The sequence below is a fragment of the Streptococcus sp. 27098_8_76 genome (assembly GCF_041432315.1).
Classification (GTDB): Bacteria; Bacillota; Bacilli; order Lactobacillales; family Streptococcaceae; genus Streptococcus.
This window is the reverse complement of sequence record NZ_JAPVZI010000008.1, coordinates 19,389-38,080: the sequence shown is the minus strand read 5'-3', so window position 1 is coordinate 38,080 and position 18,692 is coordinate 19,389. Positions and strand designations below refer to the sequence as shown.

At 38.2% G+C, this 18,692-nt stretch carries 18 protein-coding genes; 17 read left to right on the top strand and 1 reads right to left on the bottom strand.

Translation table 11 applies throughout. The annotated features are described in order from the left end of the window. The 16 genes from glpO (at position 1) to adcA (ending at position 15,888) form a co-directional block, all read left to right on the top strand. Positions 1-1,827 (top strand): type 1 glycerol-3-phosphate oxidase, encoded by a 1,827-nt coding sequence (gene glpO / locus O3636_RS06870; protein WP_000395964.1) that lies wholly within the window; start codon positions 1-3, stop codon positions 1,825-1,827. A 69-nt stretch (positions 1,828-1,896) separates the two neighbouring features. Beyond that, positions 1,897-2,601, top strand: a complete 705-nt coding sequence (locus O3636_RS06865) for an MIP/aquaporin family protein (protein WP_371642342.1) — start codon at positions 1,897-1,899, stop codon at positions 2,599-2,601. A 236-nt stretch (positions 2,602-2,837) separates the two neighbouring features. Next, positions 2,838-3,698 (top strand): helix-turn-helix domain-containing protein, encoded by an 861-nt coding sequence (locus tag O3636_RS06860; protein ID WP_371642340.1) that lies wholly within the window; start codon positions 2,838-2,840, stop codon positions 3,696-3,698. An 82-nt stretch (positions 3,699-3,780) separates the two neighbouring features. Then, positions 3,781-3,846, top strand: a complete 66-nt coding sequence (locus tag O3636_RS06855; protein WP_261022939.1) for a KxxxW-cyclized peptide pheromone — start codon at positions 3,781-3,783, stop codon at positions 3,844-3,846. Between the two features lie 69 nt (positions 3,847-3,915). After that, positions 3,916-5,235 carry a KxxxW cyclic peptide radical SAM maturase gene (kwcM, locus tag O3636_RS06850; RefSeq protein ID WP_000988322.1) on the top strand — a complete coding sequence of 440 codons (1,320 nt, stop codon included), beginning with the start codon at positions 3,916-3,918 and terminating at the stop codon, positions 5,233-5,235. Next, positions 5,232-6,323, top strand: a complete 1,092-nt coding sequence (locus O3636_RS06845; protein WP_000037625.1) for an MFS transporter — start codon at positions 5,232-5,234, stop codon at positions 6,321-6,323. The genes kwcM and O3636_RS06845 overlap by 4 nt, the downstream gene beginning before the upstream one ends. Before the next feature lie 7 nt (positions 6,324-6,330). After that, the gene (locus O3636_RS06840) at positions 6,331-7,509 is read left to right on the top strand and encodes a ryptide export MFS transporter (RefSeq protein WP_261048829.1); all 1,179 of its coding nucleotides are present in this window, start codon (positions 6,331-6,333) and stop codon (positions 7,507-7,509) included. 310 nt (positions 7,510-7,819) lie between these two features. Next, a complete protein-coding gene (locus tag O3636_RS06835) occupies positions 7,820-7,951 on the top strand; it encodes a teichoic acid D-Ala incorporation-associated protein DltX (RefSeq protein WP_000813666.1) in 132 nt (43 codons plus the stop codon). Positions 7,952-7,971: 20 nt separating this feature from the next. Continuing rightward, complete coding sequence (gene dltA, locus O3636_RS06830) at positions 7,972-9,522, top strand: D-alanine--poly(phosphoribitol) ligase subunit DltA (RefSeq protein ID WP_061759627.1); 1,551 nt, start codon at positions 7,972-7,974, stop codon at positions 9,520-9,522. Further along, positions 9,519-10,763 (top strand): D-alanyl-lipoteichoic acid biosynthesis protein DltB, encoded by a 1,245-nt coding sequence (dltB, locus tag O3636_RS06825; RefSeq protein ID WP_172930091.1) that lies wholly within the window; start codon positions 9,519-9,521, stop codon positions 10,761-10,763. Before dltA ends, dltB begins: the two co-directional genes overlap by 4 nt. 13 nt (positions 10,764-10,776) lie before the next feature. Beyond that, positions 10,777-11,016 carry a D-alanine--poly(phosphoribitol) ligase subunit DltC gene (gene dltC, locus O3636_RS06820; RefSeq protein ID WP_000351967.1) on the top strand — a complete coding sequence of 80 codons (240 nt, stop codon included), beginning with the start codon at positions 10,777-10,779 and terminating at the stop codon, positions 11,014-11,016. Further along, positions 11,009-12,277, top strand: a complete 1,269-nt coding sequence (gene dltD, locus O3636_RS06815) for a D-alanyl-lipoteichoic acid biosynthesis protein DltD (protein ID WP_371642337.1) — start codon at positions 11,009-11,011, stop codon at positions 12,275-12,277. Before dltC ends, dltD begins: the two co-directional genes overlap by 8 nt. 152 nt (positions 12,278-12,429) lie before the next feature. Continuing rightward, a complete protein-coding gene (gene adcR, locus O3636_RS06810) occupies positions 12,430-12,870 on the top strand; it encodes a zinc-dependent transcriptional regulator AdcR (RefSeq protein WP_001249314.1) in 441 nt (146 codons plus the stop codon). Then, complete coding sequence (locus O3636_RS06805; protein WP_001269496.1) at positions 12,870-13,574, top strand: metal ABC transporter ATP-binding protein; 705 nt, start codon at positions 12,870-12,872, stop codon at positions 13,572-13,574. Before adcR ends, O3636_RS06805 begins: the two co-directional genes overlap by 1 nt. Then, positions 13,567-14,373 (top strand): metal ABC transporter permease, encoded by an 807-nt coding sequence (locus O3636_RS06800; protein WP_000950030.1) that lies wholly within the window; start codon positions 13,567-13,569, stop codon positions 14,371-14,373. Before O3636_RS06805 ends, O3636_RS06800 begins: the two co-directional genes overlap by 8 nt. A 9-nt stretch (positions 14,374-14,382) precedes the next feature. Then, entirely contained in the window at positions 14,383-15,888 is a 1,506-nt protein-coding gene (adcA, locus tag O3636_RS06795) for a zinc ABC transporter substrate-binding lipoprotein AdcA (RefSeq protein ID WP_000724081.1), read from the top strand. Positions 15,889-16,529: 641 nt separating this feature from the next. On the opposite strand, the gene O3636_RS06790 is transcribed toward adcA, so the two are convergent. Next, positions 16,530-17,387 (bottom strand): 5'-nucleotidase, lipoprotein e(P4) family, encoded by an 858-nt coding sequence (locus O3636_RS06790; RefSeq protein ID WP_000844829.1) that lies wholly within the window; start codon positions 17,385-17,387, stop codon positions 16,530-16,532. Positions 17,388-17,648: 261 nt separating this feature from the next. On the opposite strand from O3636_RS06790, the gene O3636_RS06785 reads away from it, so the two are divergent. Continuing rightward, positions 17,649-18,533 (top strand): SPFH domain-containing protein, encoded by an 885-nt coding sequence (locus O3636_RS06785; protein ID WP_004237018.1) that lies wholly within the window; start codon positions 17,649-17,651, stop codon positions 18,531-18,533. Positions 18,534-18,692: the final 159 nt, after the last annotated feature.

Here is an 18,692-nt window from a genome sequence, read left to right as displayed (position 1 = left end):
ATGGAATTTTCAAAGAAAACACGTGAATTATCAATTCAAAAAATGCAGGAACGTACCTTGGACCTCTTGATTATCGGTGGAGGGATCACAGGGGCTGGTGTAGCTTTACAGGCAGCAGCTAGTGGTCTAGATACTGGTTTGATTGAAATGCAAGACTTTGCAGAAGGAACATCCAGCCGTTCAACAAAATTGGTCCACGGCGGTCTTCGTTACCTCAAACAATTCGACGTAGAAGTAGTATCAGATACGGTTTCTGAACGTGCTGTAGTTCAACAAATCGCTCCACACATTCCAAAACCAGACCCAATGCTCTTGCCAGTTTACGATGAAGATGGAGCTACTTTTAGCCTCTTCCGTCTTAAAGTAGCTATGGACTTGTATGACCTTTTGGCAGGAGTTAACAACACACCGGCTGCTAACAAGGTTTTGAGCAAGGAAGAAGTCTTGGAACGCCAGCCAAACTTGAAGAAAGAAGGTTTGATAGGAGGTGGGGTTTACCTTGACTTCCGTAACAACGATGCTCGTCTTGTGATTGAAAACATCAAACGTGCCAACCAAGACGGTGCCCTCATTGCCAACCACGTGAAGGCAGAAGGCTTCCTATTTGATGAAAGTGGTAAGATTACAGGTGTTGTAGCTCGTGATTTGTTGACAGACCAAGTTTTTGAAATCAAGGCCCGTCTGGTGATTAACACAACAGGTCCTTGGAGCGACAAGGTGCGCAATTTGTCTAATAAGGGAACACAATTCTCACAAATGCGTCCAACTAAGGGAGTTCACTTGGTAGTGGACTCAAGCAAGATCAAGGTTTCACAGCCAGTTTACTTTGACACAGGTTTGGGTGACGGTCGTATGGTCTTTGTTCTTCCACGTGAAAATAAGACCTACTTTGGTACAACAGATACAGACTACACAGGTGATTTGGAACATCCAAAAGTGACTCAGGAAGATGTAGATTATCTACTTGGCATTGTCAACAACCGCTTCCCAGATGCAAACATTACTGTTGCTGACATTGAAAGTAGCTGGGCAGGTCTTCGTCCATTGATCGCAGGCAATAGCGCTTCTGACTACAATGGAGGAAATAACGGAACTATCAGTGATGAAAGCTTTAACAACTTGATTGCGACTGTTGAATCTTATCTCTCTAAAGAAAAAACGCGTGAAGATGTTGAGTCTGCTGTCAGCAAGCTTGAAAGCAGTACCTCTGAGAAACATTTGGACCCATCTGCAGTTTCACGTGGTTCGAGCTTGGACCGTGATGACAATGGCCTTTTGACCCTTGCTGGTGGTAAAATCACAGACTACCGTAAGATGGCTGAAGGAGCTATGGAGCGCGTGGTTGACATCCTCAAAGCAGAATTTGACCGTAGTTTTAAACTCATCAACTCTAAGACTTACCCTGTTTCAGGTGGAGAATTGAACCCAGCAAATGTAGACTCAGAAATCGAAGCCTTTGCGCAACTTGGAGTGTCACGTGGATTGGATAGTAAGGAAGCCCACTATCTCGCAAATCTCTATGGTTCAAATGCACCGAAAGTCTTTGCCCTTGCTCACAGCTTGGAACAAGCGCCAGGACTCAGCTTGGCAGATACCTTGTCCCTTCACTATGCAATGCGCAATGAGTTGACTCTGAGCCCAGTTGATTTCCTTCTTCGTCGTACCAACCATATGCTCTTTATGCGTGATAGCTTGGATAGCATCGTTGAGCCAGTTTTGGATGAAATGGGACGATTCTATGATTGGTCAGAAGAAGAAAAAGCAGGCTACCGTGCGGATGTCGAAGCGGCTCTCGCTAACAACGATTTAGCAGAATTAAAAAATTAAGAAAAAATAAAAGAGGTGGAGGGCAGCATTCCTTGCCGCCCGCCCCTTCTTTTTAATGGAGACAGAAAGATGATGAATGAATTATTTGGAGAATTTTTGGGAACTTTAATCCTGATTCTTCTAGGAAATGGTGTTGTTGCAGGTGTGGTTCTTCCTAAAACCAAGAGCAACAGCTCAGGTTGGATTGTGATTACTATGGGGTGGGGGATTGCAGTTGCGGTTGCAGTATTTGTATCTGGAAAACTCAGTCCAGCTCATTTAAACCCAGCTGTGACCATCGGTGTGGCCTTAAAAGGTGGTTTGCCTTGGGCTTCCGTTTTCCCATACATCCTAGCTCAGTTCGCAGGGGCTATGCTTGGTCAGATTTTGGTTTGGTTGCAATTCAAACCGCATTATGAGGCAGAAGAAAATGCAGGCAATATCCTGGCAACCTTCAGTACTGGACCAGCCATCAAGGATACAGTTTCTAACTTGATCAGTGAAATCCTTGGAACCTTTGTTTTGGTGTTAACAATCTTTGCTTTGGGACTTTATGACCTTCAAGCAGGAATCGGAACATTTGCGGTGGGGACTTTGATTGTCGGTATCGGTCTATCACTAGGTGGGACAACAGGTTATGCCTTGAACCCTGCACGTGACCTTGGACCTCGTATCATGCACAGCATCTTGCCAATTCCAAATAAGGGAGATGGAGAATGGTCTTACGCTTGGATTCCTGTTGTGGGACCTGTTATCGGTGCAGCCTTGGCCGTTCTTGTATTCTCACTTTTCTAATCTAGAAAACAATTATGTTGATAGAGCTTGGGATGAAAATCTCAGGCTTCTTTCATTGAGTATAACTTCTTAGAGCTAGCCTCCAACGATATTAATCATTCCTTTAAAAGTAGGAATAATAAAGGCAATAGTTTTTGCTTTTTTATGTGAAAAATCTCACTTTTGTTTTCTGCTATTTTATGCTAAAATATTAAAAATCAAAAACTGTTCCCATATATGCTTGTTGGAGAGATATTATGAAAAAATTTGGAGAAATTTTTAAAAAGTTTCGAGAATCTAGAGGTTTTCGCTTGAAAGATGTCGAAAAAGCTGGTATATCAACATCACAGCTCTCACGTTTTGAAAAAGGAGAGACTGATTTAACCATTTCAAAATTTATGGCTATTTTGGATGAAATTAACATGCCTATTGATGAATTTATGTATGCTGTTCATGATTTTCATCGTGATGAACTGAACGAACTCTTATCAAAGGTTAGGCATTTTGTATCAAATCATGATGTTGCTGGGTTGAAAAAACTACTTTATTCTCAGATGGAGTCAGATTCTAAACAAGAGAAATTTCATAAGCTTAACATTATTTTATTAAAAATTCGTTTACAAGATTTATCGGGAGAAGCTTATTATTCTGGTGATGATTTATCTTATCTAACTGACTATCTCTTTAGTGTTGAATATTGGGGATACTATGAATTATTGATTTTTTCAAATACTTTAGATGTCCTAAAACACGATGTCTTCATGGTTTTGGCTAGAGAGATGTCTAGACGTTCTGATTTTTATAAAGAAATTCCTAATAATAGACGATTGATTTCATCTATGCTATTAAACGGATATATCACATGTATTGAAAGAGGAAAATTTCTTGATGCTTTGTATTTTGAAAAACGACTAAACCAATGCTTTTTCACTGAAACTGAAATTTATGAGCGATTGGTATTCCAGTATGCACAATATCTATATCGCTATAAAAAAGAGATGGATTGTAAAGCAATTATTGAAATGAGGAAGTGTATTGGAGCAATGAAATTAGCGGGAAGTAACCATTTGGCAAAGAATTATGAAAGGCACTTAGAAAAAATTTTAGCTAGTAGTTAGAAAATGCAAATATGGGAATATTTTATTGTAAGTGTTGAAAAGGAATATAATTACAGTATCATATTCGAAAGGAGTACCAAATATGTCTAAAGAGCTTGAAAAAGTCCTTGAGTCTAGTTCAATAGCAAAAGGTGACGGCTGGAAGTGATAAAGTAATTTATCCCATAAGTTAAGCAGAGGCTATATTTTCCTCTGCTTTTTTAGAAAGGTATTCAATATGATGACAATTTCAGAAGATTTTTTATTTAGACTAGAAAAGTTTGGTGGAATTTTGATAAATAAAGTAACTTTTGACCGAATTGAGTTAGATGAGAGTGAAGCTTATTTTCTTTATTTAGTTCAAAATCATGGTTTTGAAATTGCTACTTCCTTTTTTAAGAAAGAAATAAAAGCAGGGAAACTAGAGCGAGTACTATTATTAAATATCTATTCTGATAATAATATTGAGGAATCATCGAAAAATCCTGACGAGACTTTTCAAAATGCGAGAAAGCATGTAGCAAAATTAAAAAAATATAACATATTGAGTTTTCCGCTTGAACTAGTAATATACCCCAGTATGTACTGTGATTTAAAATGCGGTTTTTGTTTTTTAGCAAATCGTGAAGATAGAAATGCCAAACCTGCTAAAGATTGGGAAAGAATTTTGCGCCAAGCAAAGGATAATGGAGTGTTAAGTGTTTCAATTTTAGGAGGGGAACCGACTAGATATTTTGATATTGATAATTTGTTGATAGCTTGTGAAAAACTGAAGATAAAGACTACTATGACAACTAATGCCCAATTAATAAAGAAAAGTACAGTGGAAATTCTAGTTAAATCTAAATATATTACACCGGTTTTATCTTTGCAGACTTTAGATCCTAAATTAAATTTTGAATTAATGGGGGTGAGACCTGATAGACAAATTAAATTAGCGAAGTACTTTAAAGAGGTTGGAAAAAAATGTAGAATTAATGCAGTGTATACAAGGCAAAGCTATGAGCAGATTATAGAATTGGTTGATTTTTGTATAGAGAATAAAATAGATAGGTTCTCAGTAGCTAATTATTCTGAGGTAACAGGATATACGAAAATAAAGAAAAAATACGATTTAACTGATTTGAGAAGGTTGAATGAGTATGTTACAGATTATATAACTCAACGGGAAGCTAATCTAAATTTTGCTACTGAGGGATGTCATCTTTTCACCGCTTATCCGGAGTTGATAAATAATTCAATTGAATTTTCAGAGTTTGACGAAATGTATTATGGATGTCGTGCAAAATATACTAAGATGGAAATAATGTCTAATGGGGATATCTTGCCTTGCATTGCTTTTTTAGGAGTTGATCAAACTAAGCAGAATGCCTTTGAAAAAGATTTGTTAGATGTTTGGTATGATGATTCGTTGTATGGAGGGATTCGTTCTTTTAGAACGAAGAATTCTAAGTGTTTATCTTGTGGATTGTTAAAAATTTGCGAGGGTGGCTGCTATGTTAACTTGATTAAGGAGAAGAGTCCAGAATATTTTAGAGACTCAGTTTGTAACTTATGAGTAAGAAGATTTTTAATTTGTACGGAATGAATATGTTTCTATCTGGATTACCATACTACTTTGTAGAAATTTTACTATTAAAGCACTTAGGTTTTTCGTTCACAGAAATAGCTACTTTATCAGTTATTACTGAGCTATGTGGTTCAGTTTTTGATATTCCTTTAAGTTATATTTCAAGTAAGATTGGTTACAAGAAAATTTTGGCTACTTCAAATTTATTATTAATTTTAGCATTATGGGGCCTATTGTTTGGAAAATCAAACATAATATATATTTCAGCGATATTTTTTGGATTGTCAGAATCATTATCTTCAGGAGTTCTTAATTCTTATAATTTTGAAATAATTGATGACGAAGTTGTATATAAATCATTTTTGAAAAATCTCAACACATTAAAATATATTTTTATTGCTATTGTTACAATTATATCTCCCCCTTTATTGCATATGAATTATATTTATCCTGTTGTTATATCTATTATATTTGTAATTTTCAGTCTATTATATTTAATAGGATTACCTGAAATTAAAAAGGAACAAAATAATAATCAAAAATTTTTTAGCCTCGATAATATTAAAAATATTCCATGGTTATTAATAATATTAGGAGTAGCATTCTCAACTCTAATTATGATTAGCAATTCTTATGCAGGGATATTCTTAAATGAACAGGGATTTTCACTAGATACGCTGGGAATTGTACTATTTATATTTAATATATCTATGGCTTTGGGGAGTTATCTAAAAATTAAGTTTGAAGTAAGCTTGATGTTACCAATATTAGCTATACTCATGTTTTTTCAAACTAATCTAATCATCCAAATTATAATCCTTTTATTAATGCGTGTTCTTAATTCCAACTACAATAATCATTTTTATTATAAATTTAATATGTCAATAGAAAAAAATAGAGCAGTATCATGGTCAGTATATAATTTGTTTATTTCGATTAGTTTTATGTTAGCTGATTTTCTAGCTGGTATTTTTGCTGATAACTTTAGTATTAGGAGCAATTATTTAATATTTGGTATAGTAGCTCTTTGTTGCTTAGTATCTTATTCATTTTCTAACAGAGATAAAAGAACTTAAAAGTTATATGTCTAATTCATTTATCAAGTTGTTAGTCTCTCAATTGTTTGCAAATTTAGCAGATATTTTCTTTAGAGTAACAATCATTGCTAACATATACATTATTTCAAAATCAGTAATTGCCACATCACTAGTTCCCATTTTAATAGGGATATCCTCTTTTGTTGCGAGTCTTTTAGTTCCTTTGGTTACTAAAAGGTTAGCGTTAAATAGGGTTTTATCTTTATCCCAATTTGGAAAGACTATATTATTAACGATACTGGTAGGAATGTTTACCGTAATGCAATCAGTAGCGCCTTTGGTAATCTATCTATTTGTTGTTGCAATTTCTATATTAGATGGTTTTGCAGCTCCTGTTTCCTATGCTATTGTGCCACGCTATGCGACCGATTTGGGTAAGGCTAATTCAGCCTTATCAATGAGTGGTGAAGCTGTTCAATTGGTGGGCTGGGGATTAGGTGGACTCTTATTTGCAACAATTGGTCTCTTACCTACCACGTTTATCATTTTAATCTTGTATATCATTTCTAGCTTTCTGATGTTATTTCTTCCTAAGGCTGAAGTGGAGGTGTTAGAGTCAGAAACTAATCTTGAAATTTTGCTCAAAGGTTGGAAGTTAGTTGCTAGAGATTCTAGATTAAGACTTTTTGTATCAGCAAATTTATTGGAAATTTTCTCAAATACGATTTGGGTTTCGTCTATCATACTTGTCTTTGTAACTGAGTTATTAAATGAAACGGAAAGTTACTGGGGATATTCTAATACAGCATACTCTATTGGGATTATAATTAGTGGCTTCATTGCTTTTAGGCTATCTGAAAAGTTCCTTGCTGCTAAATGGGAAAGTATTCTTTTTCCTCTTGTAGCTATGGCAATAGTGACACTGACTATTCTATTTTTTCCAAATGCACAGATATTTTTAGTATTTTCAGCTTTAGTTGGTATGTTATCGCAGCTAAAAGAAGTTCCTGAAACTGTATTTCTTCAGGAAACAGTAGAGGAAAATAACTTGGTTAATGTCTATTCCGTTCTTGAAGTGATTTCGACATTAGCATTTTCAGTATTTGTTTTGCTAATGAGCTATATTACTGAGAGTTTTGGTATTAGCATAAGTTTTTGGCTATCAGCCATTTGTCTGATGATAGAAGCTATTTTAATTTATATCAGACGAGATTATTTTAAATAAGAGACTGGTTAAAAAGTCTTTAAAAATCAGAAAAGCGCATAGTATCAGGTGTTGAAAACTTGATATTGTGCGTTTTATTATGGGAATATTTACTTCATTGTCTCCTGAAATGGAATTTTGAACCAGGAACACTCTATTTGAAATATACATAGAAAAACTGCATAATCTTTAAAATTAGCTTAAATGCAGTGAAAATGTACGGCAAACAATTGAAAAATTACCCTATAAAATGGTACAATGGTAGAAAAATAAGCTAGTAAGAATCACTCTTATTTTAGCGAAAAATTACAGAAATGAATGGTTTTTCTTGATGAAACAGAGAAAAGAATTGTACCTTTTTCTTGGTCGGACAGCCTTGTATTTTCTTATCTTTCTAGGGCTGCTTTACTTCTTTAGCTATCTTGGTCAGGGTCAAGGAGGCTTTATCTATAATGAATTTTAACTTGAAGGAGAACCCCTATTGTGTCAAATAAACCAATAGTAGATATGATTGAAACCATTGAGCATTTTGCTCAGACACAGCCTAGCTATCCTGTTTATAATGTTTTGGGGCAGGAACACACTTATGGAGATTTAAAGACTGATTCGGATAGTTTGGCTGCAGCCATCGATCAACTGGATTTACCAGAGAAGTCTCCTGTAGTCGTTTTTGGAGGCCAAGAATATGAAATGTTGGCAACTTTTGTAGCACTGACTAAGTCAGGACATGCCTACATTCCCATTGACAGCCATTCGGCCTTGGAGCGAGTTTCGGCAATTTTAGAAGTAGCAGAGCCAAGCTTGATTATTGCGATCTCAGACTTCCCATTGGAGCAGGTTTCTACACCAATGATGACTCTAGCTCAGGTTAAGGAAGCCTTTGCTCAAGGAAATAGCTATGAGATCACGCATCCAGTCAAGGGTGATGATAATTACTACATCATCTTTACTTCTGGTACGACTGGTAAGCCTAAGGGAGTGCAGATTTCACATGATAACCTCCTCAGCTTTACCAATTGGATGATTACGGACAAGGAATTTGCGACGCCAAGTCGTCCACAAATGCTGGCTCAGCCACCTTACTCATTTGACCTGTCTGTCATGTACTGGGCGCCGACCTTGGCACTGGGTGGTACGCTTTTTGCCCTTCCTTCAGCCATTACTCAGAACTTTAAGCAACTCTTTGCGACCATCTTTTCATTGCCAATCGCTATCTGGACATCAACCCCTTCTTTTGCAGATATGGCCATGTTGTCAGAAGACTTTAATAGCGAGAAAATGCCTGGTATCACGCATTTCTACTTTGATGGCGAAGAATTGACGGTCAAAACGGCTCAAAAACTGCGCGAACGTTTCCCGCATGCTCGTATTATCAATGCCTACGGCCCAACAGAAGCGACAGTGGCTCTGTCAGCAGTTGCCGTGACAGATGAGATGTTAGCGACTCTCAAACGCCTCCCAATCGGCTATACCAAGGCTGATTCTCCAACATTTATCATTGATGAGGAAGGTAATAAACTACCAAATGGGGAACAGGGAGAAATCATTGTTTCTGGACCAGCTGTGTCAAAAGGCTATATGAACAATCCTGAAAAAACAGCGGAAGCCTTCTTTGAGTTCGAAGGACTGCCAGCCTATCACACAGGCGATGTGGGAACTATGACAGATGAGGGCTTGCTTCTCTACGGCGGACGCATGGACTTCCAGATCAAGTTCAACGGTTACCGCATTGAGTTGGAAGATGTCTCTCAAAACCTTAATAAGTCTCGCTTTATCGAGTCTGCTGTTGCTGTTCCACGTTATAATAAAGACCACAAGGTACAAAATCTACTAGCCTATGTCATCTTAAAAGATGGTGTCCGCGAGCAGTTTGAACGTGATATCGATATTACCAAGGCGATTAAGGAAGACTTGACAGACATCATGATGTCCTACATGATGCCGTCTAAATTCCTTTATCGAGATAGTTTGCCACTGACTCCAAATGGAAAAATTGATATCAAAGGATTGATTAACGAGGTGAATGAGAGATGATGGAGTTCTTTCAACAGCTTCCTCATTTAGAGCCATACGGCAATCCTCAGTATTTTGTCTATGTGATTGCTGCAACCTTACCTATCTTTATTGGCCTCTTTTTTAAGAAACGCTTTGCCTGGTATGAAGTGCTGGTTAGCCTCTTCTTTATCGTCACCATGTTGGTAGGTGGGAAGACTAATCAATTGGCTGCCTTGGGTATCTACCTTTGCTGGGAGATATTGCTCTTGCTTTTCTACAAGCATTATCGAAAAAGTAAGGATGGCAAGTGGGTCTTCTATCTAGTTAGTTTTCTGTCCCTCCTTCCGATTATCTTTGTCAAGGTGCAACCAGCTATCAATGGAACACAGTCTTTGCTTGGGTTCTTGGGAATTTCTTACCTGACTTTTCGTTCGGTTGGGATTATCATCGAGCTGAGAGATGGAGTGATTAAGGATTTTACCCTCTGGGAATTCCTCCGCTTTCTACTCTTCATGCCGACTTTTTCAAGTGGTCCAATTGATCGCTTTAAGCGTTTTAATGAAAATTATCAGACCATTCCTGAGCGGGATGAGTTGATGGATATGCTGGATGAATCTGTTCGCTATATCATGTGGGGCTTTTTGTATAAGTTTATCCTAGCTCATGTTTTAGGAGAGACCTTGTTGCCTCCTCTGAAGAATTTAGCCTTGCAATCAGGTGGTTTCTTTAACCTCTATGCTTTAGCGGTTATGTATACCTTTGGTCTGGAGCTCTTCTTTGACTTTGCAGGTTACTCTATGTTTGCATTAGCCATCTCAAATTTAATGGGAATCCGTAGTCCCATCAACTTTAACAAGCCCTTTTTATCAAGGGATTTAAAAGAGTTTTGGAATCGTTGGCATATGAGTCTGTCTTTCTGGTTCCGTGACTTTGTCTTTATGCGAATGGTCATGGTATTGACCAGAAAGAAGGTCTTTAAAAATCGTAATGTAACTTCAAGTGTGGCCTACATTGTAAATATGCTGATTATGGGATTTTGGCATGGAGTGACCTGGTACTATATCGCCTATGGCCTCTTTCATGGACTGGGCTTGGTCATCAATGACGCTTGGATTCGCAAGAAAAAAACGCTCAATAAGGAACGGAAAAAAGCAGGGAAAGCTGCTCTACCTGAGAATCGCTGGATTCAGTTGCTTGGCATGGTTGTCACCTTCCATGTTGTCATGCTGTCATTCTTAATCTTTTCTGGATTCTTGAATGATTTATGGTTTAAAAAATAAAAGGAAATAAAATATGGATATCAAATCAGAAGTTATCGAAATTATTGATGAGTTGTTTATGGAAGATGTTTCTGACATGATGGATGAAGATCTTTTTGACGCAGGTGTCTTGGATAGTATGGGAACGGTTGAGTTGATTGTGGAGATTGAGAACCGTTTTGACATTCGTGTCCCTGTGACAGAGTTTGGTCGCGACGACTGGAATACAGCTAATAAAATCATAGCTGGTATTGTGGAGCTACAAAATGCTTAAACGCTTATGGATGATCTTCGGACCGGTCTTGATAGCTGGTTTGTTGGTTTTTCTGCTCATTTTCTTTTATCCTACTAGTAAAAGTTATAATTTATCAGAAGAAAAACGATATGCAGCAGCGATTAGTACACAAAGTTTTAGAGAAAGATTTCAGAAAGTGAGAGCTCTTTCGGACCCAAGTCTACGATTCATTCCCTTTTTTGGTTCTAGTGAGTGGATTCGATTTGATAGTATGCATCCAGCTGTTTTAGCGGAGAAGTACAATCGTTCGTATAGACCCTATTTTTTAGGACAAGCAGGAGCAGCTTCTTTGAATCAGTACTTTGGTATGCAGCAAATATTGCCAGAGCTAGAAAATAAACAAGCTGTTTTTGTTATTTCTCCTCAGTGGTTTACAGAAACGGAGTATGAACCTGCAGTTTTTCGTAGGTATTTTAACACGGATCAATTGGGTGCTTTTTTGGAAAATCAGTCTGGAGATGTGTCAAGTCGTTACGCCGCTACGCGTTTAATGAAAAAGTATCCTAATGTAGTATTGGGAGATATAGTCAAAAAAATAACCGAGGGTGAGCAACTTTCAGAAATAGATAAGACACTCATAGATACATTGGCACGATTCAACCAAAAACAATCATTTCTATTTGGACAATTGTCAGTGAATGATGGAGAAAAATATAGAGATCGCGTGGAGAAGTATTTAAAAGACCTGTCAGATAAATTTTCCTACGACGAATTGAGAGAAATCGCTGTAAAAGATGCTGAAGCAAATACCACGAATAATGATATGGGAATGGAAAATCGTTTCTATGATACGCAAGTAAAGAAAGATTTAAACAAGTGGAAGGATTATCAGAAAAATTATAATTTTCTAAAATCATCCGAATATAATGACTTGCAATTAGTCTTGAATCAATTTGCGAATTCAAAAGTGAATGTATTGTTTGTGATTCAACCTGTTAATAAAAAATGGATGGATTATACAGGATTAAATCAAGATATGTATCAACATGCAGTTGAAAAAATTCGTTACCAGTTAGAAAGCCAAGGTTTTACCAATATAGCAGATTTTTCAAAAAATGGTGCTGAACCTTATTTTGTAAAAGATACAATTCATATTGGTTGGTTGGGGTGGTTGGCTTTTGACAAGGCAGTTGATCCTTTCCTATCCAATCCCACACCAGCTCCGACTTACCATCTGAATGAGCGCTTTTTCAGCAAAGATTGGGCGACATACGATGGAGATATCAAGGACTTTCAATAGATCATAATATAGAAGAGTTCAAGAATGAAACTAGTTTTCACGTTTTTTCTTGACTCTTTTTTTGCTTGTGATATAATTAACTGGTAAATAAAATGTCAAAGAATAGTATTTTTCTCTTAAAAAAGAGAAGTCTAAAAGGAAAGGAGTCAAATATGAGACAGCTAGCGAAGGATATCGATGGCTTTTTGAATGAGGTGATTTTGCAGGCGGAAAATCAACATGAAATCCTAATAGGTCATTGTACTAGCGAGGTAGCTCTGACCAATACCCAGGAGCATATCCTCATGCTTTTGTCAGAGGAATCTTTAACAAATTCAGAGTTGGCTCGTCGTCTCAATGTCAGTCAGGCGGCAGTTACCAAGGCCATTAAGTCTTTGGTCAAGGAAGGGATGTTGGAAACGTCTAAAGATCCTAAGGATGCGCGTGTGATTTTTTATCAGTTGACTGACTTGGCTCGTCCAATTGCTGAGGAGCACCACCATCACCATGAGCATACGCTTTTAACCTATGAACAAGTGGCGACTCAGTTTACTCCAAATGAACAAAAAGTGATCCAGCGGTTTTTGACTGCTTTAGTAGGAGAAATCAAATAATGAGATATATTACGGTAGAGGATTTGTCCTTCTATTATGATAAGGAACCTGTTCTTGAACATATCAATTATAGTGTTGATAGTGGGGAATTTGTTACCTTGACAGGGGAGAATGGGGCAGCTAAAACGACACTCATCAAGGCTAGTCTTGGAATCCTCCAACCACGCATTGGCAAGGTGACTATTTCAAAGACAAATACGCAGGGTAAGAAATTGAGAATAGCCTATCTTCCTCAACAGATTGCCAGTTTTAATGCGGGTTTTCCAAGTACGGTTTATGAGTTTGTCAAGTCGGGTCGCTATCCGCGAAAGGGTTGGTTCCGTCGCTTGAATGCTCATGATGAGGAGCATATCAAGGCTAGTCTGGACTCAGTTGGTATGTGGGAACACCGAGACAAACGCTTGGGGTCTCTATCTGGGGGGCAAAAGCAGCGAGCGGTGATTGCGCGTATGTTTGCTTCTGACCCAGATGTGTTTATCCTAGATGAACCGACAACGGGGATGGATGCAGGAAGTAAAAATGAATTTTACGAACTCATGCACCATAGCGCCCATCATCATGGCAAGGCTGTTTTGATGATTACCCATGACCCTGAAGAAGTTAAGGACTATGCGGACCGCAATATTCATCTAGTCCGTAACCAAGACTCGCCATGGCGTTGTTTCAACGTTCATGAGAATGATCAGGAGGTGGGCCATGCTTAGTTTGTTATCTTATGACTTTATGCAGCGTGCCTTTCTGGCGGTTATTGCTATGAGTCTTTTCTCGCCAGTATTGGGAACCTTCCTTATCTTGCGCCGTCAGAGTTTGATGAGTGATACCCTCAGCCACGTCTCGCTTTCGGGTGTAGCTTTTGGTCTGGTACTAGGGATTTCTCCGACTATTTCAACTATTGCTATTGTCTTGATTGCGGCGGTCTTTCTGGAGTATCTCCGTACGGTTTACAAGAGCTTTATGGAAATCGGGACAGCTATCCTCATGTCAACAGGACTGGCTGTTTCTCTGATTGTCATGAGCAAGGGTAAAAGCTCTAGCTCAATGAGTTTGGACCAGTATCTTTTTGGTTCGATTGTGACTATTAGTGAGGAGCAGGTCATTTCCCTCTTTGTCATTGCGGCGGTTGTTTTGATTTTGACCTTCCTCTTCCTTCGTCCTATGTATATCTTGACCTTTGATGAGGATACGGCCTTTGTGGATGGCTTGCCAGTTCGTACCATGTCCATTCTTTTTAACATGGTGACGGGGGTGGCCATTGCCCTTATGATTCCTGCTGCGGGAGCTCTTCTGGTATCGACCATTATGGTCTTGCCAGCTAGTATTGCCCTGCGTCTGGGGAAAAACTTTAAATCGGTTATGCTGCTAGCCAGTGCTATTGGATTTTTGGGAATGGTGGCAGGACTCTACATTTCCTACTATGCAGAAACACCTGCAAGCGCAAGTATTACTATTATTTTTGTAACTGTCTTCTTACTGATTAGTTTAGTAAGACGTTTTATCAAATAGGAGACTAATGTGAAAAAAATTAGCTTATTGCTAGCCAGTCTATGTGCCTTGTTTTTAGTGGCTTGTTCCAATCAAAAGCAGGCAGATGGCAAACTAAATATTGTGACAACCTTTTACCCTGTCTATGAATTTACTAAGCAAGTCGCAGGAGATACTGCTAATGTAGAACTCCTCATCGGTGCTGGGACAGAACCCCATGAATATGAACCGTCTGCCAAGGCAGTTGCCAAAATCCAAGATGCAGATACCTTCGTTTATGAAAATGAAAACATGGAAACATGGGTTCCTAAATTGCTAGATACCTTGGATAAGAAAAAAGTCAAAACCATCAAGGCGACAGGTGATATGTTGCTCTTGCCAGGTGGTGAGGAAGAAGAGGGAGACCATGACCATGGAGAAGAAGGCCATCACCATGAGTACGATCCCCATGTTTGGTTATCACCAGTTCGTGCCATTAAACTTGTAGAGCACATCCGTGATAGCTTGTCAGCAGATTATCCTGATAAAAAAGAGACCTTTGAAAAGAACGCATCTGCCTATATCGAAAAATTACAAGCCTTGGATAAGGCTTATGCAGAAGGCTTGTCTCAAGCCAAACAAAAGAGCTTTGTAACGCAACACGCAGCCTTTAACTATCTCGCTTTAGACTATGGGCTCAAACAAGTCGCTATCTCAGGACTTTCTCCAGATGCAGAGCCATCAGCTGCACGTCTGGCAGAATTGACAGAGTACGTCAAGAAAAATAAAATTGCTTATATCTACTTTGAGGAAAATGCTTCACAAGCCCTTGCTAATACACTTTCAAAAGAGGCAGGTGTCAAAACAGATGTCCTTAATCCTTTAGAAAGTCTGACAGAAGAGGACACCAAGGCTGGAGAAAATTACATCTCTATCATGGAGAAAAACCTCAAGGCTTTGAAACAAACAACAGACCAAGAAGGTCCAGCTATCGAACCTGAAAAGGCAGAGGATACTAAGACAGTTCAAAATGGTTACTTTGAGGATGCAGCTGTCAAGGACCGCACCTTGAGTGACTATGCAGGTAACTGGCAATCAGTTTATCCTTTCCTTGAAGATGGCACGTTTGATCAAGTCTTTGACTACAAGGCTAAGTTGACTGGTAAGATGACTCAGGCTGAGTACAAGGCTTACTATACAAAAGGCTATCAGACAGATGTCACTAAGATCAACATTACTGATAATACTATGGAATTTGTTCAAGGTGGACAAAGTAAGAAATACACTTATAAGTATGTTGGAAAGAAAATCTTGACTTATAAGAAAGGAAATCGTGGCGTGCGCTTCCTCTTTGAAGCCACAGATGCGGACGCTGGACAGTTCAAGTATGTTCAGTTTAGTGACCACAATATCGCCCCAGTTAAGGCAGAACATTTCCATATCTTCTTTGGAGGTACAAGCCAAGAAGCCCTCTTTGAAGAAATGGATAACTGGCCAACCTACTACCCAGATAACCTATCTGGACAAGAAATCGCCCAAGAAATGTTGGCGCATTGATGAGAAACTGACTAGTTCATAAGAGCTAGTCGGTTTTTGGGTACTAGATAGCTAACTCTATTAGAGACCTTTCAGATACCTAAGGAACTTTAAACAATGAATAAAACTCTTGAAATATCTGGACCTGTATGTTAGAATAATTTTATCGGGCAAGGTTCATTAGAACACCAAATCCCTTAACTATGGCCGTAGTTAAGGGATTTTTTGACGTATCTTAGAGATTTAACGGGTGTTGATAGGCTAGTCACTCGGTCTACTTCTTACCATCTAGCCATTTGCAGACGAAATACAAGATAATTCCTGCTATGACGTCCGCTACAATAGTAAGAACGAGCTCTGGGGCAAAGTTCATTAGTTTCACCTCCTCTCACGAACCGTAAGGAACGTAATCGGTAACCGATGACCAAAATAGTATACCACAATAAATTTAGATCATCAACCTTGCTTAATGCTTGAAATATAGGGGATAGGCAAAAAGTCTTTAAAATCAAAAAACGTATAGTATCAGATGTATAAAAGCTTGATGTTGTATCAATTATAAAAGTGGATAGGAAAGTTTTCTGATTATCAGAATTCCTTCCTGTCCACTTTTTGAAGATTGTAAGTTAGCCTTCGTTTATATAGAATCAGCTTATTTTTTTTTATTTATCAAAACCTTGCAAAGCTTTTTGGCGTTCTTCTACTTGACCTTTAGCATCTAGTTTATTACCAGCGTATACAGCTGACTCCCATGATCCGTACATTGGATTTGGGAAGATGATGAATTTTTCACCGAATTCTTTTTGCAATTCTTCAAGTTGTTTATCACGGTCAGATTCAGAAGTCTTAGAAAAATCTGCAAAGTCTACGAGGTTATCACCAAATAATAAGATAAGATTTGTTTTTTCTTGAACTTTTTGGCGACGACCTTCTTTGGATTTTACACCACTTTCTAAGAACATGAGATGATCACGTCCTTGAACAGGAATTCCTTCACTTTCAAGATTTTTAATGGTAGCATCTACTTGATTAGCTGAGCGGTCAGAAATATAGTAGATTTGGACACCGTTTTGATCAGCAAATTGAAGAAAATCCTTGGCGCCTGGGACGGCTTTTGCTGCAGCTTTTTGAACCCAAACATCCCAATTTTCGGGTGTAAATGCTGTACCGTCTTTGACATTTTGTACTTGATAAGGGCTATTATCTAGGACAGTTTCATCCAAGTCTAAAACGATAGAGTAAGGTTTGTCTGATTCTGTTTTGAGTAATTCCTTTAGGTGATTTGTTGCAACGTTATAACCCTGTATGTATAAAGCTTTAGTTTCAGCTGATTTTTGATACCAAAGAGTTGACATAGTGTTTTCTCTTGACCGTAGTTGGTCATATGTCAATGTAATCTGATTATCAGATGAGCTATTATTGCTTGTCTGTGTTTCTGTAGACTTTGTTGCACAACTAGCCAATAAGACGACAGAAGCAAGTGCAGAAAGGATTGTAACAGTAGTTTTTGCTGTTTTCATGAAATATCTCCTATTTATTCATTTCAATAAATAGTATAGCACGAGAGAAAAGTTAAGGCAAGTTATTCCCTGACCATTGATGTAGATTCTATAGAAGTTAATGTAATGAAAAAAGCGATTACTAACTTGAAATGTAGTTTCACCTCTAATTATTGACATTTCAGGAAAAATCGCAGTAAAAATTGCACAGCCTTCTTTAAATGTGCTATAATACAGGAAAAAATAATGATGGAGGTCGTCGCGATGATAACAACATTTTTGATGATTTTTGTGGTGGTTTGTGTGCTCCTATTGCTGATAGTCACACTGAGTACAGTTTATGTGGTTCGTCAGCAGTCGGTGGCGATTATTGAACGCTTTGGGAAATACCAAAAGGTTGCCAATAGCGGTATTCATATTCGCTTGCCTTTTGGGATTGACTCGATTGCAGCGCGGATTCAGTTGCGCTTGCTGCAAAGCGATATTGTGGTTGAGACTAAGACCAAGGACAATGTGTTTGTTATGATGAATGTAGCGACTCAGTACCGTGTCAATGAGCAGAGCGTGACAGATGCCTACTATAAACTTATGCGTCCAGAATCTCAGATTAAATCTTATATTGAAGACGCCCTTCGCTCTTCTGTTCCAAAATTAACCTTGGATGAATTGTTTGAGAAAAAAGATGAGATTGCCCTTGAGGTTCAACATCAAGTAGCAGAAGAAATGACAACTTACGGCTACATTATCGTGAAAACCTTGATTACCAAGGTCGAACCTGATGCAGAAGTTAAGCAATCCATGAATGAAATCAATGCGGCCCAACGTAAGCGGGTCGCAGCGCAAGAATTGGCTGAAGCCGACAAGATTAAAATCGTCACTGCAGCTGAAGCCGAAGCAGAAAAAGACCGCCTTCATGGTGTGGGGATTGCCCAACAACGTAAGGCGATTGTGGATGGATTGGCAGAGTCTATCACAGAACTCAAGGAAGCCAATGTTGGCATGACAGAAGAACAAATCATGTCCATCCTCTTGACCAACCAGTATTTGGATACCTTGAATACCTTTGCCTCTAAAGGAAATCAAACCATCTTTTTACCAAATACGCCAAATGGTGTAGATGATATCCGTACACAAATCTTGTCAGCCCTTCGTGCTGAGAAGAAATAATAGACTAAAGAGCTTGGCAACAGGCTCTTTTTGTATTGCGTTTGTTAAGAAAAACAAAAAACATTGATATACATTTAAATAAAAATTATTGTATGTTGTTGAGGCTGGGCAAAAAGTCTTTAAAGTCAAAAACGCATAATATCAGGTGTTGGAAACCGT

Coding starts and splice junctions, on each gene's coding strand:
- dltB (WP_172930091.1), top strand. CDS start 9,519: ATGATGGAGTTCTTTCAACAGCTTCCTCATTTAGAGCCATACGGCAAT.
- O3636_RS06805 (WP_001269496.1), top strand. CDS start 12,870: ATGAGATATATTACGGTAGAGGATTTGTCCTTCTATTATGATAAGGAA.
- O3636_RS06840 (WP_261048829.1), top strand. CDS start 6,331: ATGTCTAATTCATTTATCAAGTTGTTAGTCTCTCAATTGTTTGCAAAT.
- O3636_RS06800 (WP_000950030.1), top strand. CDS start 13,567: ATGCTTAGTTTGTTATCTTATGACTTTATGCAGCGTGCCTTTCTGGCG.
- kwcM (WP_000988322.1), top strand. CDS start 3,916: ATGATGACAATTTCAGAAGATTTTTTATTTAGACTAGAAAAGTTTGGT.
- O3636_RS06785 (WP_004237018.1), top strand. CDS start 17,649: ATGATTTTTGTGGTGGTTTGTGTGCTCCTATTGCTGATAGTCACACTG.
- glpO (WP_000395964.1), top strand. CDS start 1: ATGGAATTTTCAAAGAAAACACGTGAATTATCAATTCAAAAAATGCAG.
- O3636_RS06835 (WP_000813666.1), top strand. CDS start 7,820: ATGAAACAGAGAAAAGAATTGTACCTTTTTCTTGGTCGGACAGCCTTG.
- O3636_RS06790 (WP_000844829.1), bottom strand. CDS start 17,387: ATGAAAACAGCAAAAACTACTGTTACAATCCTTTCTGCACTTGCTTCT.
- dltC (WP_000351967.1), top strand. CDS start 10,777: ATGGATATCAAATCAGAAGTTATCGAAATTATTGATGAGTTGTTTATG.
- dltD (WP_371642337.1), top strand. CDS start 11,009: ATGCTTAAACGCTTATGGATGATCTTCGGACCGGTCTTGATAGCTGGT.
- O3636_RS06865 (WP_371642342.1), top strand. CDS start 1,897: ATGATGAATGAATTATTTGGAGAATTTTTGGGAACTTTAATCCTGATT.
- O3636_RS06860 (WP_371642340.1), top strand. CDS start 2,838: ATGAAAAAATTTGGAGAAATTTTTAAAAAGTTTCGAGAATCTAGAGGT.
- O3636_RS06845 (WP_000037625.1), top strand. CDS start 5,232: ATGAGTAAGAAGATTTTTAATTTGTACGGAATGAATATGTTTCTATCT.
- adcR (WP_001249314.1), top strand. CDS start 12,430: ATGAGACAGCTAGCGAAGGATATCGATGGCTTTTTGAATGAGGTGATT.